Source organism: Microbacterium sp. RU33B, assembly GCF_900155915.1.
GTDB lineage: Bacteria > Actinomycetota > Actinomycetes > Actinomycetales > Microbacteriaceae > Microbacterium.
Window position 1 is genome coordinate 39,653 of the sequence record NZ_FTPO01000001.1, and the last position, 26,136, is coordinate 65,788.

Below are 26,136 nucleotides of genomic sequence, written 5' to 3' on the forward strand. Positions count from 1 at the left end.
ACCCTCAGAGAGATCTGCACATGACTGTCACACCACCGACGGTCGCGGCCGAGCAGCCTCGGCGCGCCACCCGTCGCATCCGCTCCATCAAGAGCCGAGAGACGTGGGCGGGGCTCGGGATGATCGCCCCCGCCGGCATCCTCCTCCTCCTCTTCCTCGTCGTCCCGGTGATCCTCGCGTTCACCCTGTCGTTCACGAACGCGCGACTCATCTCGCCGAACCCGCCGCGTTTCGTCGGCTTCGACAACTTCATCCGCGCGTTCGCCGCCGACCCCGTCTTCGTGCAGTCGGTCGGCAACACCGCGATCTTCGCGCTCGTCGTCGTGCCGGTGCAGGCCGGTCTCGGTCTGCTCCTCGCGGTGCTGGTCAACCGCCGCATGCGCGGCGTGACGGCGTTCCGGGTGATCTTCTTCATCCCGGTCGTCACCTCGATCGTCGTGGTGTCGATCCTCTGGAAGTTCATGTACCAGAGGGACGGGCTGATCAACTCGATGATCGACGCCCTCACCTTCGGCGCCTGGAGCGGCGTGGACTGGCTGAACAATCCGCAGACCGCGCTCGGGGCCATCATCGTCCTGTCGATCTGGCAGGCCGTCGGATTCCACATGATCATCTGGCTGTCGGGGCTGCAGACCATCCCCGAGGAGCTGTACGAGGCCGCGCGCATGGACGGCGCGAGCCCGTGGCGCCAGTTCACCAACGTGACCTGGCCGGGCCTTCGCCCCACGATGGTGTTCGTCCTGGTCACGATCACCATCGCCGCCCTCGGCCTCTTCGTGCAGGTCGACGTCATGACCCAGGGCGGGCCCGTGAACTCCACCTCCACGATCGTGTTCCACGCCGTGCGCAAGGGGTACGAGCAGCAGGAGATCGGCTACGCGGCCGCGATCTCGCTCATCTTCTTCGTCGCCGTGCTCATCATCGCGCTCATCCAGCGTCGGCTCACGCGAGAGAAGGACTGAGCATGTCCGCCACCAGAACCCTCACCACCTCGCGCGGCACGCGCCGCCGCGAGCCGAAGTCGCCCGCGAGCGAGAAGTCGCACCGGCTCCGCGGCAAGATCCTCCTCTACGTCGCGATGTCGCTGTTCGGGATCATGTTCCTGTTCCCGCTGGTGTTCATGTTCGTGTCGAGCCTCAAGCCCGACAGCCAGATCCTGCAGGACATCGACTCGCCCAACGCCTTCCTCCCCGTCGGCGACATCAGTCTCGACAACTACTTCGGCGTGTTCGAGCGGGTGCCGGTCGCCCAGTTCCTGTTCAACTCGATCCTCGTGACCGTCCTCACGGTCGGCCTCGGGCTCGTGGTCAACTCGATGGCGGGCTTCGCGCTGTCGCGTCTGGAGTGGAAGGGGCGCATCGTCGTCCTTGCGCTCGTGATCGCGACGCTGATCGTGCCGTTCGAGACGATCGCCGTGCCGATGGTCTACTGGGTGGCTCAGCTTCCGACCCTCGTGTTCGAGGGCGGGGTGCTCAAGTACGACTTCGGATGGCTCAACACGTACGAAGTGCAGATCGTGCCGTTCATCGCGAACGCGTTCTCGATCTTCCTGTTCACGCAGTACTTCTCCACGATCCCGAAGTCGCTCGACGAGGCGGCGCGCATCGACGGCGCCAGCTGGTTCACGATCTACCGCCGCATCCTGGTGCCGCTGTCGGGCCCGGCGTTCGCGACGGTCGCGATCCTGACGTTCCTCCCCGCCTGGAACCAGTACCTGTGGCCCCTCATGGTGGTGCAGAAGGAGGAGCTGCGTCCGGTCATGGTCGGCATGCAGTACTTCTTCCAGCTCAACACCGCGTGGGGTGAGGTCATGGCCTACACCTCGCTCATCACGCTGCCGGTGCTCATCGTCTTCCTGGTCTTCCAGCGGGCGTTCGTGAGCAGCATCGCGGCGAGCGGAGTGAAGGGATGACGGAGGTCGTCGAGCCTCGGATCGTGGTGATCGGCGAGGCGCTCGTGGATGTCGTGCACCGTGGCCGCGGCGTCGTCGACGAGGCGCCGGGGGGCAGCCCCGCGAACGTCGCGCTCACCCTCGGCCGCCTCGGTCGCCGGCCCGCCCTGGTGACGAGCCTGGGAGACGACGACCGGGGCGCGCTCGTTCGCCGCTGGCTGGAGGAATCGGATGTCGCGGTCTCGGCAGCGCCGTCGCCGCGGACCTCGACCGCCGTCGCGCGTCTGGATGCCGCTGGCGCGGCGCAGTACGAGTTCGACATCCACTGGGACCTCGGCCACGACCGCACGGGCTTCGCCGATCTCGTCGCGTCGGCCGATGTGGTCCACGTCGGATCGGTGGGCGCCGTCCTGGCTCCCGGAGCCGATCAGGTGCGCGCGCTCGTCGGTGCAGCGGACGCGGGGGCGATGATCACCTACGATCCCAACATCCGCCCGGCACTGGTCGACGACCCCGACGCCCTGCGGGAGCGTGTCGCGGAGCTCGTGGGACTCGCGGACGTGGTCAAGGCCAGCGACGAAGACCTGCGCTGGCTGCATCCCGGCCGCGATCCGCTCGACGTCGCGCGGGAATGGCGGCGGCGCGGTCCGGCGCTCGTCGTCGTCACCTCGGGTGCCGGCGGCGCCCACGCCGTGACCGCCACGGGTGACGTGGTCGTTCCGGGCGTCCCCGTCACCGTCGTCGACACCGTCGGGGCGGGCGACACCTTCATGGGTGCGCTGATCGACGGGCTCGCGAACCACGCCGCGGCGCGGCATCCCGCGGCGGTCGTCCCGCACGACGATCTCGAGACGCTCCTGCGGCGCTGCGCGCAGGCCGCGGCGATCACGGTGTCGCGACCGGGTGCCGACCCGCCCCGACGCGAAGAACTCGCCGGTGACGCGCGATGAACCCCACGACCGACCCGCGGCCGGCCGGCCGCTTCACCCCCCTCCGTTGCGCGCCGACGCGCTGAGAAAGAAGGAAGCACACGTGTTCGATCTGCCCGGCTCCTGGGTGTGGGACTACTGGTTCGCCGACGACGGCGAGAAGTACCACATCTTCTTCCTGTACGCCTCGCGGGCGCTGAGAGATCCCGATGCCCGCCACTACCGCGCCTCGATCGGGCACGCGGTCTCGACCGATCTGGTCGAGTGGACGCAGGTGGAGGACGCCCTCGTGCGCAGCGACGCGCCCGCGTTCGACGACCTGGCCACCTGGACGGGCTCGGTCGTGCGTCATCCCGACGGCACGTGGTTCCTCTTCTACACGGGCGCGTCTCTCTCCCCGGACGGCAAGAACGTCCAGCGCGTGGGGTATGCCACCTCCGACGACCTGACGACGTGGACGAAGGCCTCCGGTCCCGTGCTCGAAGCCGCCGGCCCGTGGTACGAGACCCTCGACGACGATGCCTGGCAGGACGAGGCCTTCCGCGATCCGTGGGTCTTCGCCGATCCGGAGGGCGACGGCTGGCACATGCTCGTGACCGCACGCGCGCCGCACGGGATCCCGCTCGGACGCGGGGTCGTGGGCCACGCGTGGTCGCCGGATCTGCGCACGTGGGAGCTGCGCGAACCGCTCACCGCGCCCAGCGACACCGGCTTCGGTCAGCTCGAGGTCATGCAGGTCGAGAACGTCGACGGCCGGCCCGTGCTCCTGTTCTCGTGCCTCGACGATCACGCGACGCCGGCGCGCGCCGGCGCGCGGGGCGGCACGTGGGCGGTCCCGGCCGAGAGTCTCACCGGCCCGTTCGACATCGACGCCGCCTATCCGCTGACGGACGACGCGCTCTACGTGGGCAGGCTCCTCCGCCGGCGGTCTGACGGCCAGTGGCTGCTGTTCGCCTTCCGCAACGCGGGGGAGGACGGACGCTTCGTGGGCGGCGTCAGCGATCCCATGCCGGTCGAGTGGCAGGCCGATCGCCTGGTGGCGCGTCGGGAGTCGCGGGAGTGATCCCCACGCGCCTCGGGACATGATGGGAGCCCCACCTCTCCGACGCCGAACAGGACCCGCACATGCCGACCAGGCTCCTCCTCATCTCGGACACGCACATCCCCGGGAGGGCGCGCGGGCTGCCGGACGCCGTGCGCGCGGCGGCGGAGGCTGCCGACCTCGTGATCCATGCGGGCGATTGGGTGGCGCTGCGCGTGCTCGACGACCTCCGCCTGCTGGCCCCCGTGGTGGGCGTCCACGGCAACAACGACGGACCCGATCTGCGGGAGGTCCTCCCCGAGGTCGCCGCCATCGAGATCGACGGCATCCGGTTCTCGGTCGTGCACGAGACCGGGGCCGCGCGCGGTCGTGAGGAGCGCATGGATGCCGCCTTCGCCGACACTGATGTGCTGGTGTTCGGTCACAGTCACATCCCGTGGGACTCGGTGACCCCGGCCGGCATGCGGCTGCTCAACCCCGGTTCGCCGACCGATCGTCGCCGCCAGCCGGTCTGCACCATGATGACCGCCGTCGCCGACGGCGGTGCGCTGCGCGACGTCGAGCTCATCCCCGTCGAACGAGGCTGAGCCAGCTCACCTCACGGGCGTACGCGGAACCGGCGCCCCTCGAAGCCGACGACGTCGCCCGCGTGGAGCTGGCGTCCGCGACGGCGGTCGACCTCGCCGTTGACGGTGACGTAGCCGTCGATGATGGCTTCCTTGACTTCGCCGCCGGAGTCGAGGGCTCCCGCGAACTTCAGGAACTGTCCGAGGCGGATGACGTCGCCTCCGATGGGCACATCGTCGATCGGACCCGGCTTCGTCATCCCCGAATGCTAGCCGAACGGGGTCGAATCGTCGGCGCGGCGGCGGTCATCGGGCAGGATGGGACCACGCCGGGTCGACGGGTGTCAACCCCGCGCGCGGACGGGTCCGGACAGTGGACAGTAAAAGGCCAGCGAGAGGAACGGTCATGAGCGACACGAACGAGAGCCACCACGCCGACGGCGCCGAGGAGGTCCACGGAGGAGCCATGCCGATGCCGCACGGTTCCGACGAGGCCGCACCGCTGCCCGCAGACGACGGCGCGATGCCGATGCCCCACGGATCCGAGGCGTCGAACGACTCGCAGACCGACGACGGTGCGCTGCCGATGCCGCACGGCCCCGCGGATGCTGCGCCCCCGGCGCAGGACGGCGCCCTGCCGATGCCGCACGCGACCCCGGACGACGCCCGCTAGCGTTCCGCGCTCCGCTCCCGGAGTGCCGCGGCGTCCAAGGCCGTCTCGGCGGCACGCCGCCCCTCGAGGATGAGGCGCGGCACGTCCGACATCGTCCACTGCGCCATGTGCTGCATCTCGGGCTGGATCAGCACGACGGACGGATCGGCGATCAGGTCGGCCGTGCGTGTCACGGTGCGCATCATGCGCACGTTCTCCCACTTCGCGTGCAGACGCACGACGATGATGCGCGACGCCCCGAGAGCGCGCGCGGCGGAGGCGGGGACGTTGTCGACCATCCCGCCGTCGGCCAGCAGGAGGGAGCCGCGCCGCACGGGAGGAAGCAGGCCCGGCACGGCGATCGAGGAGCGCAGAGCCACGCTCAACCGTCCGTGGTCGAGGATCACTCCTCGTCGAGTCCGCAGATCGGTCGCGTACGCGGCGAATCGCCGCGGGAGGTTCTCGATGAGCGGATCGGTGCCGAGCGCGGCGCGCACGGCATCCGTCACCGCAGCCGTGTCGAGCAGGCCCCAGCGCGGAGTGCCCGACCATCGCGCGATGTGCCGCCAGCGGAACGCCCGCGCGGCGCGCTCGATCGCGTCGGGCTCGACGCCCGCCGCGTAGGCCGCGGCGACCAGGGCGCCTGAACTCGTTCCGACGGCGATGCCCGGACGGATGCCGCGCTCGGCGAGCACCTGGAGGACGCCCACGTGCGCGGCGCCGAATGCGCCGCCGCCGCTGAGTGCGAGTCCCAGCGACGCGTCGTCGACGGTCTCGGGCGGAGGCATGGATCCACACTAGGGCGGCATCCGGTGGGCGGCGTCGAGGGCCGGACGGTGCGGGATCGCGCGCACGCCCGCCTGCGAATATCGCGAGACCTGCATCCGGATCGGCGTCGGGACCGGAATACCTTCACGCGGGACTTTGCCGGACTCGCCGGTGACCTCTGCGCAGGAGCGGAGTGCGACATGACGAAGATGCCGACCACGACCACCGTGGTGGAGTACGACGCCGCCGGCGACGCGAGCGTCCTGACGGTGCGCACCAGACCGCTTCCGCCCCCGGGCCCTGGTGAGGTGACCGTCGAGGTCATGACCGCCGGGCTCAACCACATCGACAGCTTCATCCGGGCCGGCACCGAGTCGGGCTGGGCGGACGAGCCGTGGCCGCGCGCATCGGGGAGCGACTTCGCCGGCATCGTGGTCGCCGTGGGCGCGGGGGTCTCGCGATTCGGCAAGGGGGCCGAGGTCATCGGGCACGTGCGCGAAGGGGCTCAGGCGACGTTCGTCACCGTGCCTGCCGGGGCGCTGGCGACCAAGCCCCGCGGCATCACGTGGGAGCAGGCCGGCGGCCTGTACCTGGCGGGCGCAACGGCCCTCTCCACGCTGGACGAGCTGCGCATCGGGCCCGGCGACGTGCTCGTGGTCTCGGCGGCGGCCGGAGGCGTCGGAAGCATCGAGGCGCAGATCGCCCGTCATCTCGGGGCGAAGGTCATCGGCACGTGCGGCGACCGCAACTTCGACTACCTGCGCCAGCTGGGCATCACCCCCGTGCGGTACGGCGAGGGGATCGCGAAGCGCATCCGCGACGCCGCAGGCGCTCCCGTCACGGCGATGATCGACAACTTCGGCCAGGACGGGGCGGATCTGGCCGACGAGCTGGGCGTGTCCCCGTCGCGCTACCGTTCCAGCGCAGACCGCCGCGACACCGAGCTGCGCCTCCTCCAGGGCGATCCGCCGTCGATCGCGCAGGGCACCCAGCTGCTCGAGCGACTGGTCGCGCTGGCCGAGCGCCGGGCCTTCACGCTGCTCGTCTCCGGCTTCTACGCGTTCGACGACGTCGCGGAGGCCTACGACGACCTGGCCCGCCTGCATTCCCGCGGCAAGATCATCCTCGGCATGCGCCCGGTCACGCGGGTGCGCACCCTCCGGGCGCGCGACGTCTTCGAAGCGGCCAAGTGACACCGGGGCCCCTCTCTCGCACGACCGCGAGAAAGGGGCCCACCGCGGTCGCCCGGAGGCGGCGCGATGGGCCCCTGGGCCCGCCCCGTCAGGAGGCCGGAACCAGCACGCGATCGATGGTGTGGATCACACCGTTGGTCGCGGGGATGTTGACCTTCCACAGCACCAGCCGCGGGTCGGTGAGCGACGGCGACTCATCTCGGAGCGTGACGACGCGCGGCTTCACCGTTCCGCCGTTGGCCATCGTGAGCGACTTCGACAGGATCACCTGCACGGGGCCGAGCTTCTTTCCGGCGACGACGTGGTACAGCAGGATGTTCGCGATCTGATCGGTCGTGAAGGCCGTGGTGATCGTGGTGAGAGCCTCGGCCTCTGATGCGGGCATCGTTCCGGTGAGATCCTTCACCAAGAGGAGGAAGGCACGGTCGTTGGGTGCGAACACCGTGTACTTCTTCGTCGTGTCGGCGAGCGCGCCGTTCAGCCCGGTGGCCAGCACCGCCTGCACGAGGATGTCGTAGTCCCACGGGTTGCTGTCGGGTGTGCCGCCTCCGGATGCCGCGACCGCGACGTCCACGATCGTGCCGCTCGGAGGTGCGCCGTTCGTCGCATGCGCGGGGGCGGCCGCGAACACGAGTGCTGCCGTGGTGACCGCCGCGAGGGCGATTCGGGTTCTGATCTTCATCGTTCAGCTCCTTCACTCAGGGATGCCGCCCGGACTGGTCTTGCGGGGCGCCATGAGTGTCTTCTCCGCGGTGGCCCTCCACGGATGCAGGTGGGGCGAACTCGACGGGCTCAGCGCGCCGAGGAGATGAGTCCGCCCGAGCCGAGCACGCGCTCGGGGTCGATGCGCACCACGACCCTCCGCGGATTCACGCGCGGCTGACGGTAGCGCGCCGCGTAGAGGTCGACGGCGAGCTGAACGGCATCCGGCTCCCGCTCGATGCGTGCACGACCGGCGATGCTCAGCCATTCCGGGCCGCTCACCTGGGCGACCGTCGCCCGGGCATCGCGCTCGACGTTGCGCACCTTCTGGCTCCCGTCCGACGTGATGATGCGCACCACACCGTCGACGAACGTGAAGCCGACCGCGACGACGTGGATCGAGCCGGACGGGGCGATCGTGGAGAGCGTCGCCAGGTGGCGCTCGGTGACGAAGCGGATGCCGTCCGGGGTGAGTGCGATGGTCATGTGCCCATTGTCCGCGACCCGTGTGGCGCGGGGCGCGGTGGGCGTCAGGCGGCTGCGTCCTGTTTCGGCTTTCGAGCCGTCGGAGCGGTGGCGGGGATGCCTCGGGACAGCAGGAGCGCGAGCAGGCTGATCACGATCAGCCCGAAGAACGCGACGCGCAGCGATGACAGCTGCGACTCCCGGTAGACCGTGGCGAGCTCCGTGGCCGCCTCCTCATCCAGCCCGGCCTGTTCCGCGATCTTCTCGACGTCCGCCGACGGCACGATCGCGACGCCGCCCTCCGTGCGCTCGTTCACGATGCCGCGGGTCTCGGCCGACAGGCCGCTCGTCGCGACCCCCGAGGCGAACGAGGTCGCGAGCGCGCCGATGAGGATGGAGCCGATCAGGGCGGTGCCCAGCGACGAGCCGAGGTTCTGGAAGACGCCCTGCAGTCCGCCGACCTCGCTGGTCTGCTCCTCGCCGACGCTCGACATGGTGACGTTGCCCAGCTGGGAGGCGAGGAGACCCAGTGCGCCCCCGGCCAGGAACATGCCGACGCCGAACAGCAGGCTGCGCAGGTCTTCGGTCACCGCGCCCAGGAGGATGCCGGCACTCAGCACGAGCACGAGCTGGCCCACGCGCACGATGCGCCGCGGTGACCAGAACCGCGAGAGCACGGTGCCGGCGACCGAGAACAGGATGAGCGAGACCGACAGCGGGAAGATCTTGATGCCGGTCTGGAGGGCGTCCAGCCCCAGGGTCATCTGCAGATAGACCGGCACCATGAAGAACAGCCCCGCCGTCACGGCGTACTGCGCGCCGAGCACGGAGAGCCCGCTGCGCAGCTGGGTGATCGAGAACATCTCGACGTGCACGAGGGGCGACCGGCCCAGACGCACGAGCCGCCGCTGGCGACGGACGAACGCATAGATCAGCGCGGCTCCGAGCACCATGAACCAGGCCGAGAGGGAGATGCCCAGGGGAGCGACGTCGACGCCGTTGATCTGGGGACTCTGCAGCGGGAGGATCCAGCCCCACACCTTGGTCTGCAGCATCCCGTAGACCACGAGGACGAGGCCGGCCGACGACACGAGCACACTGAGGATGTCGATCCGCACCGTGCGGCGAGGCGTCGTGTCGTTCACGAGGCGCGCGCTGAGGACCACGCCGATCATGATGACGACTTCGGCGACGAACACGTAGCGCCAGTCGAAGTAGGTGGTGACGAATCCGCCGATCAGGGGTCCGGCCGCGACGGCCGCGCCGGAGACCGCACCGATCGCGGCGTACGCCGTGACGCGGTCGCGGCCGTGGTAGTTGTCGGCGATGAGCGCCGCGATCGCGGGGATCACGAGCACGGCGCCGAGGCCCTCGATCACCGACCATCCGAGGAACAGGAACTGCACGTTCGGGCTCAGCGCGGTCAGCAGCGAGCCCATCGCATAGACGCAGGAGCCGACCACGAACGCCCGCCGGCGCCCCCAGACGTCTCCGAGCTTGGCTCCGAGCAGCATGAACGCCGCCATCGTCAGCGTGTAGAAGGTGATGGCGGCCTGCATGGCCGACACCGTGGTGTCGAGATCGACGACGACGGTGGAGATCGACACGTTCATCACGGTGCCGTCGAGCACCATGACGAACTGCGCGAGGCCCAGGACGATGACGGCGGACCACTTCTTCACAATGCGACGACCTCTTGCTCGGGGGAGTCGGCAGTGCGGCTGAGGTGCGGCGATCTGCCCTGAGCACGATGTTGCCCTATCCGGCGGGCGCGCGACATCAGGACGGCGGGAACTGTCGTCGGGGGGAGTCGGTCTCCTTCGTGGGGAAACATCGGCGAGAGGGTGGGACGCCGGACTCCCGCGATCACCGCTTATGGCCGTGAGTCGCTTCGATGTGCAAGGATCACACCACGGATCCCGCAGATCACACAACTGGCTTCGATTCGATTGATCGATGTGTCCAATCCGGGACCGACGACCAGAGCAAGGATGATCAGTATGAGCGTTCTCGACGCGACCGACCGCCGCATCCTCCTGGAGCTCGACGACGATCCCCGTCTTCCTGTCGCCCTTCTCGCACAGCGACTGTCGCTGGCTCGGGGCACCGTGCACGCGCGGCTCGAGCGGCTCGCGGCATCCGGGGCGCTGCGCTCCCACAGTGCCCGCGTCCGCCCGGAGGCGCTCGGACGGGGGGTCGCGGCGTCCATCCGCGTCGAGCTCGACCAGCATCGGATCGTCGAGGCGATCGAGGCGCTGCGCGGTGTGCCGGAGGTGCTGGAGTGCTTCGCCCCCGCGGGTGACACCGATCTCCTCCTGCGCGTCGTGGCGAAGAGTCCCGACGACCTGTACCGCGTCGCCGAGGTCGTGCGGCTGTGCCCCGGCATCCTGCGCACGTCCACGAGCCTGTTCCTGCGCGAAGTCATCCCCTACCGCGTGAGCGAACTGCTCAAGGCCGACGACTGACGGCCTCGGCTCCTAGGCTGGGGCGATGAGCACACCGGAGATCCGCCTCGCAACGACCGGCACCAGCGTCATCACATCGACGTTCGCGGATGCCGTGTCGCAGGTCGACGGCATCCGCATCGAGGCGGTCTCGTCGCGCGACGGGGAACGCGCTGCGGCCAAGGCCGCCGAGTGCGGCGCGAACTGGTCGGGCACGTACGACGATGTGCTCGCTTCTCCGCTCGTCGACGCCGTGTACATCGCGAGCCCCAACAGCGCGCACCACGCGCAGGCGCTCCGTGCGATCGCCGCGGGTAAGCACGTCATCGTCGAGAAGCCGGCCGTCACGACCGAGGCGGAGTGGGCCGAGCTGGTGGAGCGGGCGCGGCAGGCGGATGTCGTCCTCCTCGAGGCGATGCGCACCGAGTACGACCCCGGCATGGACCTCGTCCGATCGCTTCTGGCCGACCTCGGACGCCTGCGGCACGCGTCGCTCCGCTACGAGAAGCAGTCATCTCGCTATGCGAAGGTGCTGGCGGGCGAGCGCGTCAACATGTTCGACCCCGCTCTCGCGGGCGGAGCGCTCAACGACCTCGGGGTGTACTGCCTCCACGCCATGGTGATGCTGTTCGGTGTGCCCGACGGGCTGGCCGCGGCATCCGTCGGCGTCTCCTCGGGGGTCGACGGCGCCGGCACGGTGCTCGCGCGCTACCCCGGGTTCGTCGTCGACCTGTCGTACTCCAAGATCAGCTCGAGCGCGATCGCGAGCGAGATCCAGGGGGAGGAGGGCACGCTCGTGATCGACGACATCGCGGCGCCGCGCTCGGTGGAGCTCGTCGGGATCGACGGCTCCCGCGTGCGTCACGACGTCGAGGCGCCGGAGAACCCGCTCGTGCACGAGGTCCGCCGATTCGCGGAGCTGATCGCCTCGGGCGGCGACGCGAGCGCCGACCAGCGGCTGACCGGGCAGACCCTGCGGCTCATCGAAGAGGTCCGCCGGGTGGCGCCCGTCGTCTGACGGACTCGATCAGGCGTCGCCGACGCGGACCACGAGTTTTCCGCGGACGTGGCCGCCCTCCAGCGCGGTCAACGCCTCGACGGCGTCGTCGAACGGGTACACGCGATCCACGACCGGGCAGAGCCTCCCGTCGGCGAGGAGCGCGGCGAGCAGATCCAGGTCGGCGGCGGCGACGCGCGCCATCACCATGCGCGCATCGGTGCGCTGGAGCTTCGCCGAGGCGAGGCGCCGCACCGCGACCGTCGCTGGGCCGAGCACCCGCCCGCGGCTGATCCCGCCGACGGTCGCGACACGTCCGCCCGGGGCCAGCATGCGCTTCAGCGTCGCGACGGATGCGGTCGCGACGGTGTCGACGACGACGTCGTAGGGTCCGGTGGGGCGCTCGTCGGCGGTGTAGTCGAAGACGGAGTCGGCGCCGAGTGCGCGCACCATAGCGGCGTTGCGACCCGAGCAGACCGCGTCGACCCGGCTCGCACCGAGCGCGCGGGCGAGCTGCACCGCGAGGTGCCCGACGCCCCCGGAGGCGCCCCAGACGAGGACCCGCGCCCCCTCGGTGAGCCCGCCCGCGTCGCGCAGCGCCTGCAGCGCGGTGAGGCCGGCCATCGGCGTGGCCGCACCGATCTCGAACGAGATCTCCTCGGGGAGCTTCGCGAGCGACGTGACGCGGGCCACGGCGAGCTCGGAGAGCGCACCGTTCCCGATGTCGCCGAACACGCGGTCACCCGGCGCGAAGTCGCGCACCTCTGATCCTGTGGCCTCGACGACGCCCGCGAAGTCGGCGCCCGCTGTGCGGCGCTCGCGCACCGTGAAGCCCTCCTGGAGCCGCATGAAGTAGGGCTCGCCGCGGTACATGTGCCAGTCGAACGGATTGAGGCCGGCGGCCACGACGCGAACGAGCACCCGGTCGGCGGGCAGTTCGGGGACCGGGATGTCGGACTGCTCGAGTCCCGAGGCATCCGTGTACCTGTCGTAGGTCAGCGCGCGCACCGTGTCTCCTGACGGTCTTTGCTTACGGTGTAAGTTTCTTTTGAGGACAGTATGCTTACGCCGTAAGTTTGTCAAGGAGGCCGCATGGCACGGGTGGGGCTCACGCGGGAGACCGTCCTGACGACCGCCCTCGCGCTCGCGGATGCCGAAGGTCTCGACGCCGTGTCGATGCGGCGTCTCGCCGGAGAGCTCGGCGTCGAGGCCATGTCGCTGTACAACCACGTCGCGGGCAAGCGCGATCTGCACGCCGGTCTCATCGACCTCGTCTGGAGCGACGTCGACCTCGCGCTCGACGAGCCCGACTGGCGTGCCGGCCTGCACCGCCTGTGCGGATCGGCCCACCGCGCGTTGCTGCGGCATCCCTGGTTCTTCCGCCTGCCGCTCGCCGAGGGCGGGGCTTCGCGACTCGCCGTGGCCGACGCGACCCTCGCCCACCTCGATCACGGCGGGGTCGCGCCCGAGACGGCGTTCCACGCCCTGCACGTGCTCGACGGACATGTCTACGGATACACCTGGCAGGCGCTGGAGTTCTCGACACCGGATGCCGCCGCGCCCTCCCCTGACGAAGTGCGTGCGCTGGTCGCGCCCTATGCCCACCTCGCGACGCACGCGCGCCAGCACCTCGAGCACGCCCCGTCGGGAGACGGGTTCGTCCTCGGCCTCGACATGCTGCTCGACGGGCTCGCGGCCCGGCGCTGACGCCCGAGCGAGGTCAGTCGATCTCGCCGCCGGCGACCGTCTCGGCGAGCGCGTGCACGCGGGGGAGGTGGTGGGCGGCGTAGAAGTCCGCCGCGGTCAGGCGTGCGGCATCCGCCGCCGACGGCTCGGCGTGCGCCGCGACCGCGACGACGGCGAGGGCGTGCATCCAGCCGCCGGCGAGCGTGCCGAGCAGCAGGAGATACGGAACGCTCACGGCGTAGGCGTCGCGCTGGGATTCTGCGAACGCGAGGAGATCTGCCGTGGCGCGACGGGATGCCTCGACGGCCCGCCCGAGCCGGTCGGCCGCGCGCTCGGCCGCTGGCGTTCCGAGGGCGCGGAGGGCGGCGATCGTCTCGTCGATCCTCGCGAACAGCTCGCCGACGACGGCGCCCTGGTCGCGGAGCACCTTGCGACCCACGAGGTCGTTCGACTGGATGGCCGTCGTCCCCTCGTAGATCGTCGTGATGCGCACGTCGCGGTAGTGCTGGGCGATGCCGGTCTCCTCGATGAAGCCCATGCCGCCGTAGACCTGGATGGCCTCGCTGGTGACGATGATCGCGTCTTCCGTCGTCCACCCCTTGAGGATCGGCACGAAGAACTCCGCGAGCTTCGCCTCGGCCGGGTCGTTCTCGGCGCGGTCGAGCAGATCGCCCACGTACACCCCGAGGGCGCGCATCGCGAAGATCTTGCTCGACATCGACAGCAGCAGACGCCGCACGTCGGGGTGCTCGGCGATCGGCGCGCCCGTGGGGCGATCGAGCACTCGGCCCTGCAGCCGCTGCTGCGCGTACGCGGCCGCATCCTGGTACGCACGGTCGGCGATGCCCGTCGCCTGGAACCCCATGCCGGCGCGGGCCGCGTTCATCATGACGAACATGCCCGCCAGGCCCCCGCCGACCTCGCCGACGAGGTAGCCCGTCGCATCCTCGTACGCGAGCACGCACGTCGGGCTGCCGTGGATGCCGAGCTTGTGCTCGACGGCGACCGTCGTGATCGCGTTGCGCTCGCCGAGCGTGCCGTCGTCGTTCACGAGGAACTTCGGCGCCACGAACAGCGACAGACCGCGCGCGCCCTCGGGCGCGTCGGGCGTGCGGGCCAGCACGAGGTGCACGATGTTGTCGGCGATGTCGTGGTCGCCCCACGTGATGAAGATCTTCTGGCCGCGGATGCCCCAGCTGCCGTCGTCGCGCGGCGTGGCGATCGAGCGGATCGCTCCGAGGTCGGTGCCCGCCTGCGGCTCGGTGAGGTTCATCGTGCCGGTCCACTCGCCCGAGACGAGCTTCGTGAGGAAGGTCTCGCGGAGGGCGTCGGATGCTGCCGCATCCAGCGCGTGGATCTGCCCCGCGGTCAGCAGCCAGCACAGCGCGAACGCCGCATTCGAGGCGTTCCACATCTCGCTGAGCCCGGCCCGGACAGCGCCGGGCAGGCCGTCGCCGCCCGCGGAGACGGGGGCGTCGGCGGTGATCCAGCCGGCATCGACGAACGCGCGATAGGCCTCGGCGAAGCCCGCGGGCAGGTGCACCTGTCCATCCTCGAGGCGCGCGCCGACGCGATCTCCGGCCGTCTGGAGCGGCGCCAGGACGGATGCGGCGAACTCGCCCGCCGCCGTGAGGATCTCCTCCGCGTCGTCGGCGGAGAGCTCGCCGCCGGTGGCGCGGGCCACGAGGTCGAGACCGAACTCCTCACGAAGCAGGAACGCGTAGTCATCGATCGGCGGGATGTAGCGTGATGCCTCGGCCATGGGGTCTCCTCGAAGCGGGGGTGATACCGAGGCTCAGTGTAATTGGCACTCAGTACCGGGTGGAAGCCCCGGCGAGGCATCGCGGGTAGAGTCGTGCCATGCCTGAGTTCGAAGACCCGGAGAAGAAGCGCGGCGTCACGCCCACGCGCATCGGCATCTGGGTGGTCGTGTCGGCCGTCGGCATCTACATGGTGGCGTCCGGGCTCATCGGCGCACTGACGTCCGGCGGCTGACGACGAGGCGCCTTCGGCGCGGTGTCGGACAGGCCCAGCAGGAAGCGCGTGATCTCGAGCGCGGTGCCCTCGACGAGCGGCCCGCGGCCGAACTCCCACTCCGCGTCGCTCGCTCTCACCGTGCTGCCCGAGAGGGCTGCGCGACGATCGAACGACGTCGTGACCGAGGCGTGCAGCGACACCCGCCCGAGAACGGCCGGAGCGATCGCTGCATCCGCGCCCACCGTGTCGGCGAGGCGCAGGAGTGCGCGCGCGGCGTCGACGAGCTGGCGTCCGCGGCGACGCTTGCCGGCGCGCACGGCGTCCGCGAGCGTGTGCAGATCCCCGGCGGAGGCGAGGGTGCCCAGCCCGGCGTCGCTCGCGAAGCGCTGGGCGAGCCCGTCGGCGTCCGACTGCCCGTCCACGACGGCCGCCGCCCGCTCGACGAGCCGGGCGATCGTCGCGCGCTCGTCGGTGGTCACGCCCGATTCGTCGTCGCGGGGACGATTGCTGAGCGGCAGGTGGCGGGAGAGGTCCATCGGCGCCAGTCTACGGATGTGACAGCGTGTGACAGAGGGGCAGACTCGATCCCCTCGATGACCGAAGATCCCGCTTGGGATGTGACTGTCACATCTGCGGGCTGACGAAGACATGCATCCGGGTGCATAATGGAGCAAACGAGATGTGACCGTGCACATGCTCGACCGGCCAGAAGTGAAGTCCGATGAGCGAAGAAGCCGTCACCCGGCGTCCGAGTATCCGCGACGTCGCACGACTGGCCGACGTGTCGCACCAGACCGTCTCGCGCGTGCTCAACGACCATCCGAGCATCCGTCCCGAGACCCGTGAGCGCGTGCTCCGGGTCATGGAGGAGCTGCAGTACCGGCCCAACCGGGCAGCCCGCGCTCTCGTCACCAGTCGCTCGCAGACGATCGGCATCCTCGCCGCGTCGAGCTCGATGTACGGGCCGGCCTCGAGCATCGCCGCCATCGAGGCGGCCGCCCGTGCGCGCGGCTACTGGGTGACGACGGCCAACATCGATCCCGCCGATCCGGAGTCCATCCCGCTCGGTCTCGCGCACCTCATGGCGCAGTCGATCGAGGGCCTCGTGGTGATCGCGCCGCAGGTGCGCGTCATCCGCGCGCTCGTGCGCCAGTCGCTCGACGTGCCCTACGTGACGCTGCAGTCCACCGACCTCGACCCCGACCACACCCTCACCGTCGACCAGATCGCCGGCGCCCGCATGGCCACGAAACACCTGATCAGCCTGGGACACCGGCAGATCTACCACCTCGCAGGACCGCAGGACTGGATCGAGGCCGAAGCGCGCATGCGCGGATTCCTCACCGAGATGAGCGCGTCCGACATCCCCACCACGGCACCCGTCCTCGGGGACTGGACGGCCGAGTTCGGGTACTACGCCGGGCGCGAGCTGCTCACCGTACGGGACTTCACCGCGATCTTCTGCTCCAACGACCAGATGGCTCTCGGCTTCATCCACGCCGCCCACGCGGCGGGGCTCGACGTGCCGGGCGACATCAGCATCGTGGGCTTCGACGACATCCCCGAGGCTGCCCACTACTGGCCGCCCCTGACCAGCGTCCGACAGGATTTCACCGAGCTCGGACGCCGCTGCGTCGACCTGCTCCTGGGGCCGGCGGCGGGAGAGTCCGCGTCGCTCGCGTCGATCGCTCCCGAGCTGATCGTGCGGGCGTCGACAGGACCCGCGCGCTGGCGCTGATCTCGACGCGTTATCACTCCGTGACCCTTTGGAGTTGACAGCGGAGTCGGTCCCGCGCGTATCATCATCGATGTGAACGGTCACATGACCGGACATGGATGACCGGACGTCATCCGGATCACCGGACGAGGGAGTCGCGGACGTGGTACCTGGCAAGGATGCGGATCAGCGCGAGCAGTACGTGAGCGGGGTCAAGACCGAGGTCTCGATCGCTCGCGTGCGGGAAGAAGTCGCCGCTCTGCACTCCGAACTGGTGCGCTACGGCCTCATCGTGTGGACGGGCGGGAACGTCTCGGGCCGTGTGCCCGGTGCGGATCTGTTCGTGATCAAGCCGTCGGGCGTCTCCTACGACGACCTCGCACCGGAGAACATGATCCTGTGCGACCTCGACGGCAACGTCGTGCCGGGCACGCCCGGCAGCGACCGCTCCCCGTCGAGCGACACGGCGGCGCACGCCTACGTGTACCGCCACATGCCCGAGGTGGGCGGTGTCGTGCACACGCACTCCGACTACGCCGTGGCGTGGGCCGCTCGCGGCGAGGAGATCCCGTGCGTCATCACGGCGATGGCCGATGAGTTCGGCGGGCCGATCCCGGTCGGTCCGTTCGCGATCATCGGCGACGACTCGATCGGCCGCGGCATCGTGGAGACCCTCACGGGTCACCGCAGCCGCGCGGTCCTCATGCAGAACCACGGTCCCTTCACGATCGGACGCGATGCGAAGGATGCCGTGAAGGCCGCCGTGATGCTCGAAGACGTCGCCCGCACGGTGCACATCGCCCGTCAGGGCGGGGAGCTGATCCCGATCCCTCAGGAGGCGATCGACTCGCTCTACAACCGGTACCAGAACGTCTACGGACAGACCACCGACGCCCGGCGCTGACGCGCCGGAGCGCGGTCACAACTGAATATCGACAACCAAGACAGAGATGTCCACTGGAGAGGAAACACAGTGAAGTTCAAGAAGACAATGCTCGCGGCCGTGGCCGCGGGAGCACTCCTGCTCAGCGCATGCTCGGGCGGTGGCGGCGGTGCCAGCACCGGCGGCGGCGAGGGCGGCGGCGACGGCGGCCTGATCGGCGTCGCGATGCCGACCAAGAGCTCGGAGCGCTGGATCCAGGACGGCAACGCCGTCAAGGCGGCCCTCGAAGAGGCCGGCTACCAGGTCGACCTGCAGTACGCAGAGGACGACATCCCCACCCAGGTCTCGCAGATCGAGAACATGATCACGAAGGGCGCCGAGGCGCTCATCGTCGCCTCGATCGACGGAACGACGCTCACGGAGGTCCTCCAGACCGCCGCGGACAGCGAGATCCCCGTCATCGCCTACGACCGTCTGCTCATGGACACGGAGAACGTCGACTACTACGCGACGTTCGACAACGAGCTCGTCGGCAACCAGCAGGCCTGGACGCTCCTGAACGGCCTCGGCCTGACGGAGCTCGACGGCACCCCGATCGACGGTGCCCCGGAGGGACCGTTCAACATCGAGCTGTTCGCCGGTTCGCTCGACGACAACAACGCGTTCTTCTTCTTCAACGGTGCGATGGACGTCCTCAACCCGTACATCGAAGACGGCACGCTGGTCGTGAAGTCGGGTCAGACCGACATCGAGCAGGCCGCCACGCTCCGCTGGGACGGTGAAGAGGCTCAGAGCCGCCTCGAGAACATCATCACGGCGAACTACTCGGACGGCACGAAGATCAACGCGGTCCTCTCGCCCTACGACGGCATCTCGCGCGGCATCATCGGCGCCCTCACCGACGCCGGCTACTCCGTCGGCGACGAGTGGCCGATCATCTCGGGCCAGGACGCCGAGGTCGACTCGGTCAAGGCGATCCTCTCGGGCGAGCAGTTCGCCACGATCTTCAAGGACACGCGTGAGCTGGCCAAGGTCGCGGCGGGCATGGCGATCGCCGCGCTGAACGGCGACACCGTCGAGGTCAACGACGAGGAGACCTACGACAACAACGTCAAGACCGTCCCGTCGTACCTGCTCGCTCCCGTGCAGGTCGTGAAGGACAACGTCGAGTCGGCCCTGGTCGACACCGGCTACTGGACGAAGGCGGACCTGGGCCTGTGAGCCCGACCGCTCGATCCTGAGCACTGAGGTGGCGGCGGGAGAATCCTCCCGCCGCCACCTTCCCCTCCACTACGCTCCCTAGCAACAACGAGGAAGTTGGACAGCGTGACCGAAAACATCCTGGAGATGCGCGGCATCACCAAGACGTTCCCCGGCGTGAAGGCCCTCGCCAACGTGAACTTCGCCGTGCAGCGCGGCGAGATCCACGCCATCTGCGGCGAGAACGGCGCCGGAAAGTCGACGCTCATGAAGGTGCTGTCGGGCGTGTATCCCGCCGGCACCTTCGACGGGCAGATCGTCTTCGCGGGCGACGAGGTCGCCTTCAAGAGCCTGAGCGACAGCGAGGCCCGCGGCATCGTCATCATCCACCAGGAGCTGGCGCTCAGCCCGCACCTGTCGATCGCCGAGAACATCTTCCTCAACAACGAGCGCAAGGGCGTCGGTGGGCTCATCGACTGGAACAAGACGAACTTCGAGGCCGGAAAGCTCCTCAAGCGCGTCGGCCTCCGCGACAACCCCACCACCAAGATCAACCAGATCGGCGTCGGCAAGCAGCAGCTCGTCGAGATCGCGAAGGCGCTCTCGAAGGAGGTGAAGCTCCTCATCCTCGACGAGCCGACGGCCGCCCTCAACGACGAGGACTCCGATCACCTGCTCGAGCTCATCCTGAGCCTGCGCGAACAGGGCATCACGTCGATCATCATCAGCCACAAGCTGAACGAGATCAAGAAGGTCGCCGACACCGTGACGGTCATCCGCGACGGCAAGACGATCGAGACGATCGCGAAGAAGGACGTCACCGAGGACCGCATCATCAAGGACATGGTGGGACGCGATCTCGAGCACCGGTATCCCGACCACGAGCCGCAGATCGGCGAAGAGCTGCTGCGCGTCGAGGACTGGACGGCGCACCACCCGCAGGACCCGTCCCGCGTCATGGTCGACAACGTCTCGATCAACGTGAAGGCGGGCGAGATCGTCGGCATCGCCGGGCTCATGGGAGCCGGTCGCACGGAGTTCGCGATGAGCCTGTTCGGCCACTCGTACGGCTCGCGCATCTCGGGTCGCGTGTTCATGCGCGGCAAGGAGATCAAGACCCGCAGCGTCGCCGAGGCCATCGACAACGGCATCGCCTACGCGACCGAGGACCGCAAGACCTACGGCCTCAACCTCATCGAAGACATCAAGCGCAACATCTCGATGGCGTCGCTGAAGAAGCTCGAGAAGGGCGGCCTCGTCAACGACAACGAGGAGTTCGCCGTCGCCAACGAGTACCGCAAGAGCATGAACATCAAGGCTCCCAATGTGCTGGTGAAGACGGGCAAGCTCTCGGGCGGCAACCAGCAGAAGGTCGTCCTGTCGAAGTGGATCTACTCCGACCCCGATGTGCTCATCCTCGATGAGCCGACCCGCGGCATCGACGTGGGCGCGAAGTACGAGATCTACACGATCATCAACAAGCTCGCGGCATCCGGTAAGGGGATCATCGTGATCTCCTCCGAACTGCCCGAGCTGCTGGGGATCTCGGACCGCGTGTACGCCATCTCCGAAGGCCGCATCACCGGCGAACTCCCCATCGACGAAGCCACACCCGAAGCCGTCCTCAAGCTCATGACCATGGAGAAGCCCCGCTGACGCGGGCTTGCAGGAGACCAACCATGTCCAACGACAACTCATCGAACGAATCCACCGCCGCCGGGGCGCTCATCAACCCCTCGGACAACAAGTTCACCCGGTGGCTGACCACCGTGCTGAGCGACCTCGGCAAGAACGGCATCTTCATCGCCCTCATCGTCGTCGTCGCGCTGTTCGCGGTGCTGACCGACGGCATCCTGCTGCGTCCGCAGAACATCTCGAACCTGATCGTGCAGAACGGGTACATCCTCGTGCTCGCGATCGGCATGGTGATGATCATCATCGCCGGCCACATCGACCTGTCGGTCGGATCGGTCGCCGCCTTCATCGGCGCCGTCTCGGGTGTGTTCGCGGTGAAGATGGGGATGCCGTGGTGGCTCGCCATCCTGCTGTCGCTCCTCATCGGAGCTCTGGTGGGCGCGTGGCAGGGGTTCTGGGTCGCCTTCGTCGGCATCCCGGCCTTCATCGTGACCTTGGCGGGCATGCTGATCTTCCGAGGCCTCGCCCTCGTCGTGCTCGGCAACGCGAACATCGGCTCGTTCCCGACCGAGTATCGAGCTCTGGGGAACGGGTTCTTGACGGGCATCTTCGGCGAGACCGATCCCGACATCTTCACCCTGGTCATCGGCGCCGTCGGCATCGTGGCGCTCATCGTGCAGCAGGTGCGCACCCGTGCCGGACGTCAGAAGTACGACCAGGAAGTCGAGCCCTTCGCGTGGTTCGTCGTCAAGCTCGGCCTCGTCTCCGTGGTCATCGGGTGGTTCGCGTGGGCGCTCGCGTCGTACAAGGGCATCCCCGTGACGCTGATCGTGCTCGCGCTGCTCGTGCTGGTCTACGGCGTCGTGATGAACCGCACGGTGTTCGGTCGGCACGTCTACGCCATCGGCGGCAACCGCCACGCCGCCGAGCTCTCGGGCATCAAGACGCGACGCGTCGACTTCTGGCTGTTCGTCAACATGGGTGTTCTGGCGGCCCTCGCCGGTCTCATCTTCACGGCCCGACTGAACCTCGCCGGCCCCAAGGCCGGTGACGGCTTCGAGCTCGAGGCCATCTCCGCGGCCTTCATCGGCGGCGCGGCTGTGCAGGGTGGTGTCGGCACGATCGCCGGCGCGATCATCGGTGGTCTGATCATCGGCGTCCTGAACAACGGCATGTCGATCATGGGCATCGGCATCGAGTGGCAGCAGGCCGTGAAGGGCCTCGTGCTGCTGCTCGCCGTCGCCTTCGACGTCTACAACAAGCGCCGCTCGGGCAACTGAGTCCCCGCTGACACGAGACGGCCGCACCCCCCGGGGTGCGGCCGTCTCGTGCGTCGTGCGGAGATCAGTCGTCGGCGGGCGTCTTCTCGGGATCACCCGGTCGCACCTGGGCGTCCTCGCGGATGTCGATGCGTGTGACACCGTCCCGCGTCGTGACGTCGATGCGCGGCGCCGCATCCTCCTCCGTCGCGTTCGGTGCGGCCAGCAGCTGGTCGCGGCGCTTCTCTTCGTCGGTCATCTCGTTCGGCATGGCGGTCGTTCCCCTCTCTCCTGCGCAATCTACGTGGCCGCGAAGGTGCGGTGCGCGGGGTTGACACCCGGAGGTGCGATGATGGAGGGTCGGGCGAACAGGGGAGCCGAGTGGGCCGTTTCATCTATGAAGACACCGTGCGTGTGGAGTTCGACGACCGGTTCCTCGCCCACCTCCAGATCATCGTCGGCAACAAGCTGCGCCGGAGCGAGTCGTTCTTCTTCCAGTGGCGCGACGACACGAGCACGGGCGGCGGGCGCACGGCGGTGTGGCTGCACTCCGGGGCATCCCTCGTCTTCAAGTTCCACGGCTCCCGTCCGCCGGCGATCAACCGCACGTGGCTGGATGCCCTGATGCACTCCGCGAACTCGACGAGCGGTCTCGTCATGGTGCCCGAGCCCGAGGAGACCGACGTCGTCGAGGTCGGCTGACGCCGCGCCCGCCCGTGGGGGTGGTCCCCGGTAGCGTGCCCGCATGGCGGAGCGGGTCGAGGCATGGTGGGCAAGGCGACGGTTCTCGCGGGGAACGGCCGTGCCGTACGAGATCGGCACCTATCGCGATGCGTGGGCGACGTACCCCCAGCTCATCCGGCAGTACCACCCCGAGCTCAACGCCGGCATCACCCTGACGCAGATCCCTCCGGCAGCCGACGTGCTGCTGCTGTGGCAGTGCGACATGGGGCACACCTTCGTGGCGACCCCCGCCGAGCAGCGCGCCCGCCCGGGCGGTGAGCGTCGCCGCTCGGCGTGGTGTCCGGACTGCTCGCAGCTGGCCCGGCCGCCGCGCGTGCGCGCAGCCTCCGCACCGCGCGCACCGGCCGCGAAGCCCCGCAAGCCCGGCCGCGCGCTGTGCGAGAAGACGCCCGACCTCCCTGTCGGCGAGCCGTTCGCGAGCGGGTGCGCGCCGCGCCCGGCATCCGCCGTCGAGGCTCGTCTGCGGGCCGACCTCGCCGCGCGTCTCTCTGTGACGACGGGACTGAACGCCGTGCGGGTCGCTCGACCGTTCTTCGGGCACGTCGAGGTGTGGCCCGACATCCTGCTCCCCGAGCTGCGGATCGCGCTCGAATACGACTCGACCGGGCGATTCGGGCTCGAGCACGTGGGCCGGCGCGAAGAAGCCGACCGGCGCAAGGACCGCCTGCTGCGGGAAGCCAGGTGGGAGGTGGTGCGCATCCGCACGGGGAAGCTCGAGAAGCTCGGACCGTACGATCTGCAGCTGTCGTCGCTCGGCCGCCGCGGGGTCGACCGCGTCATCGACGTGCTGCGCGACATCCGCGGGCCGTTGTTCGTCGACGCGTATCTGGCCTGATCAGGCGGCCCGCTCGAGGGCCAGCAGCATCTCCTTGGCCTCCGCCCCGCCCCGGTAACCGCCCAGCGACCCGTCGGTGCGCAGCACGCGGTGGCACGGCAGCACGAGAGGGAGCGGGTTCGTCGCGCACGCCGTGCCCACCGCGCGCACGGCGCCGGGGTTGCCGACCGCCTCGGCGACCTCCTTGTACGTCGCGGTGCGTCCGTAGGCGATGTGCGCGAGAGAGCGCTGCACCGTGCGCCGGAACCCCGACGACAGCCGGTCGTCGAGGGGCAGCTCGAACGTGTGCCGGGCGCCGGCGAAGTACTCCTCGAACTGACGCGCGGCGTCGTCGAGGCGCGACGGGGCCGACAGCACGCGCGGACCCACCTGCTCGGCGAGCGTGGCCAGCACGTCATCGAAGCCCTCGCGCTCGAAGGCCACGCGCACGAGACCGTCATCGGTGGCCGCCAGCAGGAGCCCGCCGATCGGAGAGTCCACCGTGCGGTACGAGACCTCGAGGATGCCGACGGCGGCGGCATCCGCCACGAGTCGCTCGTGCAGCCGGGCGAGGTCGTCGGCGTCGATCGGGAAGAGGAGGTCGGTGGTCACGGTGTCGCTCCTTCGGTGTGGGAGAGCCGGGTGCGCAGCGACCGGATGCCGTCGGCCGACGCGCGGCGCACGGCATCCGGTGTGCCTCCGATCAGACGTGCCGTCTCGGCGTGGGGGAGGCCGCCCAGGTAGTGGTAGGCGACCGCGAGACGCTGCCGTTCGGGCAGTGCGGCCACGGCGCGCCAGAGATCGAGGTCGCGCTCCGCAGGAGGCAGGGCCGACTCGGGGAGCTCGTCGGTGAGGACGGCGCGGCGCGCCCGACCGCGCACGACGTCGATCGCCTTCCGCTGCGCGATGCGCACGAGCCAGGCCTCGACGTTGGCGTCGGCGTCGAGGTCGGGCCAGGCGCGGAGAGCCGAGAGGAAGGTTTCCGACCAGGCATCCTCGGCATCCGCCCCGATCCCGAGCACCGCACGGCACACCCGCAGGACGGTCGCACCGTGCGCCTGCACCACCGGCTCGAAGGGCTGTCTCATGGTCATCACGGGGTAGACGCGCGGGGGTGGCTGAACGTGAGGTCAGAACAGCCGGGTGGCCGAGACCTCGGCGGGCTCCTCGAGCTCGAGGAGGGTGCGCTTGCGCTCGAGCCCGCCCGCGAAGCCGGTGAGCGACCCGTCGGCGCCGACGACGCGGTGGCACGGGATGAGGATGCTGAGGGGGTTGTGTCCGACGCACTGGCCCACACGCTGGGCCAGGCGCTTGTCGCCGAGGCGCTCGGCGATCGCGCCGTACGTCGTGGTCTCGCCGTACGGGATCTCCGTCAGGATCTGCCAGACCTTCTCGGAGAACTCGTCGCCCGCCGTCCGCATCGGGACGTCGAACGCCGAACGCGTTCCCGAGAGGTACTCGCGCAGCTGCGCCGCCGCGCGCGAGAGCAGGGGGTCGGATGCGTCGGCGACGAGCTCGCCGATCGCGGAGTCCTTCGGGGGATACCAGTGCCCGGGGAAGTAGACGCCGACGACCGCGTCATCCTCCGCCACCAGCTGGAGGTCGCCGATGCTGGTCGGCGCGAAGGCGTGTCGTGTCGTCATGTCCGCATCTCCCTCAGGTCAACACACTACTGAGCAGACGCACCGGCACCGTCGAACGTGAGGTCGGGCGCACGAAGAAGACGCGGAGCCTCCGAGAGGAGGCTCCGCGCCGTATCACGCGGGGTGCTCAGGCGAGCCAGCGGAACTTCTGCACCAGGGGCAGGCTCTTCCACCAGGCGCCCAGGCCCCACGTGTCGCCCGCCGCAAGGACTGCGACCACAATCAGGGCGAGCGCGTAGATGATGTGGTAGTCCACCAGGGGGTTGGTGGAGCCGGTGCCCGCCGCGAACGGCCACTCGGCGACGTACATGAGCAGCATGAGCGCGCTCCCGGCGACGGCGGAGATGCGCAGGCCGACGCCGAGCATGACGGCCGCGCCGATTCCCAGCATCCCGGCCATGAAGAGCACGTCGACGAGGGGGCTCGCGAGGCTCTGGAAGAAGGGGGCCAGCGGTCCCTTGACACCGGGGCTCAGGAGGAATCCCTGTGCCGGTGTGCCGCCGTTGATCCACGCGCGCTCGACCGGGGTCGAGAAGCCGAGGCCGAAGGTCTTGTCGAGGAAGGCCCACAGGAAGATGAATCCGGTGGCGAGGCGGGTCACGGCGAGCCAGCGACGGCCGGTGGCTGTGGTGACGAGCGTGGACTCCGCCGCGAGGGTGCGGGGGCGGGTGGTGCGGGCGACGGTGAGGGGGGATCCGGTCGGGACCGCGTGGGTGGTCATGATGCTTTCTCCTTGCCTGCGGATCCTCGTGAGATCCGATCTGATGTGGTCAGACCACACGATACTCCTGTGGTCACACCATACGCAAGGGGTTCTCTCGGCGAACGCGCAGGTATGCCCCGGCATCGGCTCGATCCGCGTCGAGGATGGAGGAAGACACGCGGCCGGGTCCTCGAGCAGGGAGCTCGAAGGGTGAGAACTCCTACGG

31 protein-coding genes are annotated in these 26,136 nt (G+C 69.4%); 18 read left to right on the forward strand and 13 right to left on the reverse strand.

Going from position 1 to position 26,136, the window contains the following annotated elements:
- Window positions 1-20 precede the first annotated feature (20 nt).
- The 5 genes from B0B14_RS00190 to B0B14_RS00210 all read left to right on the forward strand — a co-directional run bounded on the left by B0B14_RS00190 (window position 21) and on the right by B0B14_RS00210 (window position 4,449).
- Window positions 21-962: a carbohydrate ABC transporter permease gene (locus B0B14_RS00190; protein WP_143733584.1), complete on the forward strand. Its 942-nt coding sequence runs from the start codon at window positions 21-23 to the stop codon at window positions 960-962.
- 2 nt (window positions 963-964) lie between these two features.
- Window positions 965-1,912 (forward strand): carbohydrate ABC transporter permease, encoded by a 948-nt coding sequence (locus B0B14_RS00195; RefSeq protein ID WP_076679429.1) that lies wholly within the window; start codon window positions 965-967, stop codon window positions 1,910-1,912.
- The gene (locus B0B14_RS00200) at window positions 1,909-2,841 is read left to right on the forward strand and encodes a carbohydrate kinase family protein (RefSeq protein ID WP_076679430.1); all 933 of its coding nucleotides are present in this window, start codon (window positions 1,909-1,911) and stop codon (window positions 2,839-2,841) included. The genes B0B14_RS00195 and B0B14_RS00200 overlap by 4 nt, the downstream gene beginning before the upstream one ends.
- An 82-nt stretch (window positions 2,842-2,923) precedes the next feature.
- Complete coding sequence (locus B0B14_RS00205) at window positions 2,924-3,883, forward strand: family 43 glycosylhydrolase (RefSeq protein ID WP_076679431.1); 960 nt, start codon at window positions 2,924-2,926, stop codon at window positions 3,881-3,883.
- A gap of 62 nt (window positions 3,884-3,945) precedes the next feature.
- A complete protein-coding gene (locus B0B14_RS00210) occupies window positions 3,946-4,449 on the forward strand; it encodes a metallophosphoesterase family protein (RefSeq protein WP_076679432.1) in 504 nt (167 codons plus the stop codon).
- An 11-nt stretch (window positions 4,450-4,460) separates the two neighbouring features.
- Here the strand turns inward: B0B14_RS00210 and B0B14_RS00215 are convergent, their stop codons facing one another.
- Complete coding sequence (locus B0B14_RS00215) at window positions 4,461-4,688, reverse strand: RNA-binding S4 domain-containing protein (RefSeq protein ID WP_076679433.1); 228 nt, start codon at window positions 4,686-4,688, stop codon at window positions 4,461-4,463.
- A 146-nt stretch (window positions 4,689-4,834) separates the two neighbouring features.
- Here B0B14_RS00215 and B0B14_RS00220 point away from each other — a divergent pair, with 146 nt between their 5' ends.
- Complete coding sequence (locus tag B0B14_RS00220; protein ID WP_076679434.1) at window positions 4,835-5,101, forward strand: hypothetical protein; 267 nt, start codon at window positions 4,835-4,837, stop codon at window positions 5,099-5,101.
- Here the strand turns inward: B0B14_RS00220 and B0B14_RS00225 are convergent.
- Window positions 5,098-5,868, reverse strand: coding sequence for a patatin-like phospholipase family protein (locus tag B0B14_RS00225; RefSeq protein WP_076679435.1), 771 nt, complete (start codon window positions 5,866-5,868; stop codon window positions 5,098-5,100). The genes B0B14_RS00220 and B0B14_RS00225 overlap by 4 nt on opposite strands.
- Before the next feature lie 180 nt (window positions 5,869-6,048).
- On the opposite strand from B0B14_RS00225, the gene B0B14_RS00230 reads away from it, so the two are divergent.
- Entirely contained in the window at window positions 6,049-7,041 is a 993-nt protein-coding gene (locus B0B14_RS00230) for an NADP-dependent oxidoreductase (RefSeq protein WP_076679436.1), read from the forward strand.
- Window positions 7,042-7,129: 88 nt separating this feature from the next.
- Here the strand turns inward: B0B14_RS00230 and B0B14_RS00235 are convergent, their stop codons facing one another.
- The 3 genes from B0B14_RS00235 to B0B14_RS00245 all read right to left on the reverse strand — a co-directional run bounded on the left by B0B14_RS00235 (window position 7,130) and on the right by B0B14_RS00245 (window position 9,890).
- Entirely contained in the window at window positions 7,130-7,723 is a 594-nt protein-coding gene (locus B0B14_RS00235; RefSeq protein WP_076679437.1) for a fasciclin domain-containing protein, read from the reverse strand.
- A gap of 110 nt (window positions 7,724-7,833) precedes the next feature.
- Window positions 7,834-8,229: a TIGR03618 family F420-dependent PPOX class oxidoreductase gene (locus B0B14_RS00240; protein WP_076679438.1), complete on the reverse strand. Its 396-nt coding sequence runs from the start codon at window positions 8,227-8,229 to the stop codon at window positions 7,834-7,836.
- 44 nt (window positions 8,230-8,273) lie between these two features.
- A complete protein-coding gene (locus B0B14_RS00245) occupies window positions 8,274-9,890 on the reverse strand; it encodes an MFS transporter (protein WP_076679439.1) in 1,617 nt (538 codons plus the stop codon).
- A gap of 318 nt (window positions 9,891-10,208) precedes the next feature.
- Here B0B14_RS00245 and B0B14_RS00250 point away from each other — a divergent pair, with 318 nt between their 5' ends.
- Both B0B14_RS00250 and B0B14_RS00255 read left to right on the forward strand, forming a co-directional pair.
- Entirely contained in the window at window positions 10,209-10,673 is a 465-nt protein-coding gene (locus B0B14_RS00250; RefSeq protein WP_372236623.1) for an Lrp/AsnC family transcriptional regulator, read from the forward strand.
- Window positions 10,674-10,698: 25 nt separating this feature from the next.
- The gene (locus B0B14_RS00255) at window positions 10,699-11,670 is read left to right on the forward strand and encodes a Gfo/Idh/MocA family protein (RefSeq protein WP_076679441.1); all 972 of its coding nucleotides are present in this window, start codon (window positions 10,699-10,701) and stop codon (window positions 11,668-11,670) included.
- A 9-nt stretch (window positions 11,671-11,679) separates the two neighbouring features.
- Here the strand turns inward: B0B14_RS00255 and B0B14_RS00260 are convergent, their stop codons facing one another.
- Window positions 11,680-12,657, reverse strand: a complete 978-nt coding sequence (locus B0B14_RS00260) for an NAD(P)-dependent alcohol dehydrogenase (protein WP_076679442.1) — start codon at window positions 12,655-12,657, stop codon at window positions 11,680-11,682.
- A gap of 84 nt (window positions 12,658-12,741) precedes the next feature.
- Between B0B14_RS00260 and B0B14_RS00265 the strand changes: the two genes are divergently transcribed.
- Window positions 12,742-13,356: a TetR/AcrR family transcriptional regulator gene (locus B0B14_RS00265; RefSeq protein WP_076679443.1), complete on the forward strand. Its 615-nt coding sequence runs from the start codon at window positions 12,742-12,744 to the stop codon at window positions 13,354-13,356.
- A gap of 13 nt (window positions 13,357-13,369) precedes the next feature.
- Here the strand turns inward: B0B14_RS00265 and B0B14_RS00270 are convergent, their stop codons facing one another.
- The gene (locus tag B0B14_RS00270) at window positions 13,370-15,097 is read right to left on the reverse strand and encodes an acyl-CoA dehydrogenase family protein (RefSeq protein WP_076679444.1); all 1,728 of its coding nucleotides are present in this window, start codon (window positions 15,095-15,097) and stop codon (window positions 13,370-13,372) included.
- A 98-nt stretch (window positions 15,098-15,195) separates the two neighbouring features.
- Here B0B14_RS00270 and B0B14_RS16685 point away from each other — a divergent pair, with 98 nt between their 5' ends.
- A complete protein-coding gene (locus B0B14_RS16685) occupies window positions 15,196-15,330 on the forward strand; it encodes a hypothetical protein (protein ID WP_256714194.1) in 135 nt (44 codons plus the stop codon).
- Here the strand turns inward: B0B14_RS16685 and B0B14_RS00275 are convergent.
- Window positions 15,282-15,848 carry a hypothetical protein gene (locus tag B0B14_RS00275; protein ID WP_076679445.1) on the reverse strand — a complete coding sequence of 189 codons (567 nt, stop codon included), beginning with the start codon at window positions 15,846-15,848 and terminating at the stop codon, window positions 15,282-15,284. The genes B0B14_RS16685 and B0B14_RS00275 overlap by 49 nt on opposite strands.
- Before the next feature lie 185 nt (window positions 15,849-16,033).
- Here B0B14_RS00275 and B0B14_RS00280 point away from each other — a divergent pair, with 185 nt between their 5' ends.
- The 5 genes from B0B14_RS00280 to mmsB all read left to right on the forward strand — a co-directional run bounded on the left by B0B14_RS00280 (window position 16,034) and on the right by mmsB (window position 22,027).
- Window positions 16,034-17,050 carry a LacI family DNA-binding transcriptional regulator gene (locus tag B0B14_RS00280; protein ID WP_076679446.1) on the forward strand — a complete coding sequence of 339 codons (1,017 nt, stop codon included), beginning with the start codon at window positions 16,034-16,036 and terminating at the stop codon, window positions 17,048-17,050.
- 181 nt (window positions 17,051-17,231) lie between these two features.
- Entirely contained in the window at window positions 17,232-17,933 is a 702-nt protein-coding gene (locus B0B14_RS00285) for an L-ribulose-5-phosphate 4-epimerase (RefSeq protein ID WP_076681173.1), read from the forward strand.
- Between the two features lie 87 nt (window positions 17,934-18,020).
- Window positions 18,021-19,133: a multiple monosaccharide ABC transporter substrate-binding protein gene (gene chvE / locus B0B14_RS00290; protein ID WP_372236632.1), complete on the forward strand. Its 1,113-nt coding sequence runs from the start codon at window positions 18,021-18,023 to the stop codon at window positions 19,131-19,133.
- A 105-nt stretch (window positions 19,134-19,238) separates the two neighbouring features.
- Window positions 19,239-20,768, forward strand: a complete 1,530-nt coding sequence (gene mmsA / locus B0B14_RS00295; RefSeq protein ID WP_076679448.1) for a multiple monosaccharide ABC transporter ATP-binding protein — start codon at window positions 19,239-19,241, stop codon at window positions 20,766-20,768.
- 23 nt (window positions 20,769-20,791) lie between these two features.
- On the forward strand, window positions 20,792-22,027 hold the full coding sequence (gene mmsB / locus B0B14_RS00300) for a multiple monosaccharide ABC transporter permease (protein WP_076679449.1): 1,236 nt from the start codon (window positions 20,792-20,794) through the stop codon (window positions 22,025-22,027).
- 64 nt (window positions 22,028-22,091) lie between these two features.
- Here mmsB and B0B14_RS00305 read toward each other — a convergent pair whose 3' ends face one another.
- Window positions 22,092-22,277, reverse strand: coding sequence for a hypothetical protein (locus B0B14_RS00305; protein ID WP_076679450.1), 186 nt, complete (start codon window positions 22,275-22,277; stop codon window positions 22,092-22,094).
- Between the two features lie 110 nt (window positions 22,278-22,387).
- On the opposite strand from B0B14_RS00305, the gene B0B14_RS00310 reads away from it, so the two are divergent.
- Together B0B14_RS00310 and B0B14_RS00315 are read left to right on the forward strand one after the other, a co-directional pair.
- A complete protein-coding gene (locus tag B0B14_RS00310) occupies window positions 22,388-22,708 on the forward strand; it encodes a DUF7882 family protein (protein ID WP_076679451.1) in 321 nt (106 codons plus the stop codon).
- Between the two features lie 43 nt (window positions 22,709-22,751).
- On the forward strand, window positions 22,752-23,585 hold the full coding sequence (locus B0B14_RS00315) for a zinc-ribbon domain-containing protein (RefSeq protein ID WP_076679452.1): 834 nt from the start codon (window positions 22,752-22,754) through the stop codon (window positions 23,583-23,585).
- On the opposite strand, the gene B0B14_RS00320 is transcribed toward B0B14_RS00315, so the two are convergent.
- The 4 genes from B0B14_RS00320 to B0B14_RS00335 all read right to left on the reverse strand — a co-directional run bounded on the left by B0B14_RS00320 (window position 23,586) and on the right by B0B14_RS00335 (window position 25,928).
- Window positions 23,586-24,176 carry a methylated-DNA--[protein]-cysteine S-methyltransferase gene (locus tag B0B14_RS00320; protein WP_076679453.1) on the reverse strand — a complete coding sequence of 197 codons (591 nt, stop codon included), beginning with the start codon at window positions 24,174-24,176 and terminating at the stop codon, window positions 23,586-23,588.
- Window positions 24,173-24,652: an RNA polymerase sigma factor gene (locus tag B0B14_RS00325; RefSeq protein WP_083710213.1), complete on the reverse strand. Its 480-nt coding sequence runs from the start codon at window positions 24,650-24,652 to the stop codon at window positions 24,173-24,175. The genes B0B14_RS00320 and B0B14_RS00325 overlap by 4 nt, the downstream gene beginning before the upstream one ends.
- Window positions 24,653-24,694: 42 nt before the next feature.
- Window positions 24,695-25,207: a methylated-DNA--[protein]-cysteine S-methyltransferase gene (locus B0B14_RS00330; protein ID WP_076679455.1), complete on the reverse strand. Its 513-nt coding sequence runs from the start codon at window positions 25,205-25,207 to the stop codon at window positions 24,695-24,697.
- Between the two features lie 127 nt (window positions 25,208-25,334).
- A complete protein-coding gene (locus B0B14_RS00335) occupies window positions 25,335-25,928 on the reverse strand; it encodes a DoxX family protein (protein WP_076679456.1) in 594 nt (197 codons plus the stop codon).
- Between the last annotated feature and the right edge of the window lie 208 nt (window positions 25,929-26,136).

Excerpts from the sequence above, each read along its gene's own strand:
- B0B14_RS00230 (WP_076679436.1), top strand. The coding sequence starts at position 6,049 with ATGACGAAGATGCCGACCACGACCACCGTGGTGGAGTACGACGCCGCC.
- B0B14_RS00325 (WP_083710213.1), bottom strand. The coding sequence starts at position 24,652 with ATGAGACAGCCCTTCGAGCCGGTGGTGCAGGCGCACGGTGCGACCGTC.
- B0B14_RS00200 (WP_076679430.1), top strand. The coding sequence starts at position 1,909 with ATGACGGAGGTCGTCGAGCCTCGGATCGTGGTGATCGGCGAGGCGCTC.
- B0B14_RS00220 (WP_076679434.1), top strand. The coding sequence starts at position 4,835 with ATGAGCGACACGAACGAGAGCCACCACGCCGACGGCGCCGAGGAGGTC.
- B0B14_RS00335 (WP_076679456.1), bottom strand. The coding sequence starts at position 25,928 with ATGACCACCCACGCGGTCCCGACCGGATCCCCCCTCACCGTCGCCCGC.
- B0B14_RS00330 (WP_076679455.1), bottom strand. The coding sequence starts at position 25,207 with ATGACGACACGACACGCCTTCGCGCCGACCAGCATCGGCGACCTCCAG.
- B0B14_RS00305 (WP_076679450.1), bottom strand. The coding sequence starts at position 22,277 with ATGCCGAACGAGATGACCGACGAAGAGAAGCGCCGCGACCAGCTGCTG.
- B0B14_RS00250 (WP_372236623.1), top strand. The coding sequence starts at position 10,209 with ATGAGCGTTCTCGACGCGACCGACCGCCGCATCCTCCTGGAGCTCGAC.
- B0B14_RS00240 (WP_076679438.1), bottom strand. The coding sequence starts at position 8,229 with ATGACCATCGCACTCACCCCGGACGGCATCCGCTTCGTCACCGAGCGC.
- B0B14_RS00190 (WP_143733584.1), top strand. The coding sequence starts at position 21 with ATGACTGTCACACCACCGACGGTCGCGGCCGAGCAGCCTCGGCGCGCC.
- B0B14_RS00275 (WP_076679445.1), bottom strand. The coding sequence starts at position 15,848 with ATGGACCTCTCCCGCCACCTGCCGCTCAGCAATCGTCCCCGCGACGAC.
- B0B14_RS16685 (WP_256714194.1), top strand. The coding sequence starts at position 15,196 with ATGCCTGAGTTCGAAGACCCGGAGAAGAAGCGCGGCGTCACGCCCACG.
- B0B14_RS00315 (WP_076679452.1), top strand. The coding sequence starts at position 22,752 with ATGGCGGAGCGGGTCGAGGCATGGTGGGCAAGGCGACGGTTCTCGCGG.
- mmsB (WP_076679449.1), top strand. The coding sequence starts at position 20,792 with ATGTCCAACGACAACTCATCGAACGAATCCACCGCCGCCGGGGCGCTC.
- B0B14_RS00265 (WP_076679443.1), top strand. The coding sequence starts at position 12,742 with ATGGCACGGGTGGGGCTCACGCGGGAGACCGTCCTGACGACCGCCCTC.
- B0B14_RS00215 (WP_076679433.1), bottom strand. The coding sequence starts at position 4,688 with ATGACGAAGCCGGGTCCGATCGACGATGTGCCCATCGGAGGCGACGTC.
- chvE (WP_372236632.1), top strand. The coding sequence starts at position 18,021 with ATGCTCGCGGCCGTGGCCGCGGGAGCACTCCTGCTCAGCGCATGCTCG.
- B0B14_RS00270 (WP_076679444.1), bottom strand. The coding sequence starts at position 15,097 with ATGGCCGAGGCATCACGCTACATCCCGCCGATCGATGACTACGCGTTC.
- B0B14_RS00195 (WP_076679429.1), top strand. The coding sequence starts at position 965 with ATGTCCGCCACCAGAACCCTCACCACCTCGCGCGGCACGCGCCGCCGC.
- B0B14_RS00255 (WP_076679441.1), top strand. The coding sequence starts at position 10,699 with ATGAGCACACCGGAGATCCGCCTCGCAACGACCGGCACCAGCGTCATC.
- B0B14_RS00235 (WP_076679437.1), bottom strand. The coding sequence starts at position 7,723 with ATGAAGATCAGAACCCGAATCGCCCTCGCGGCGGTCACCACGGCAGCA.
- B0B14_RS00210 (WP_076679432.1), top strand. The coding sequence starts at position 3,946 with ATGCCGACCAGGCTCCTCCTCATCTCGGACACGCACATCCCCGGGAGG.
- B0B14_RS00225 (WP_076679435.1), bottom strand. The coding sequence starts at position 5,868 with ATGCCTCCGCCCGAGACCGTCGACGACGCGTCGCTGGGACTCGCACTC.
- B0B14_RS00280 (WP_076679446.1), top strand. The coding sequence starts at position 16,034 with ATGAGCGAAGAAGCCGTCACCCGGCGTCCGAGTATCCGCGACGTCGCA.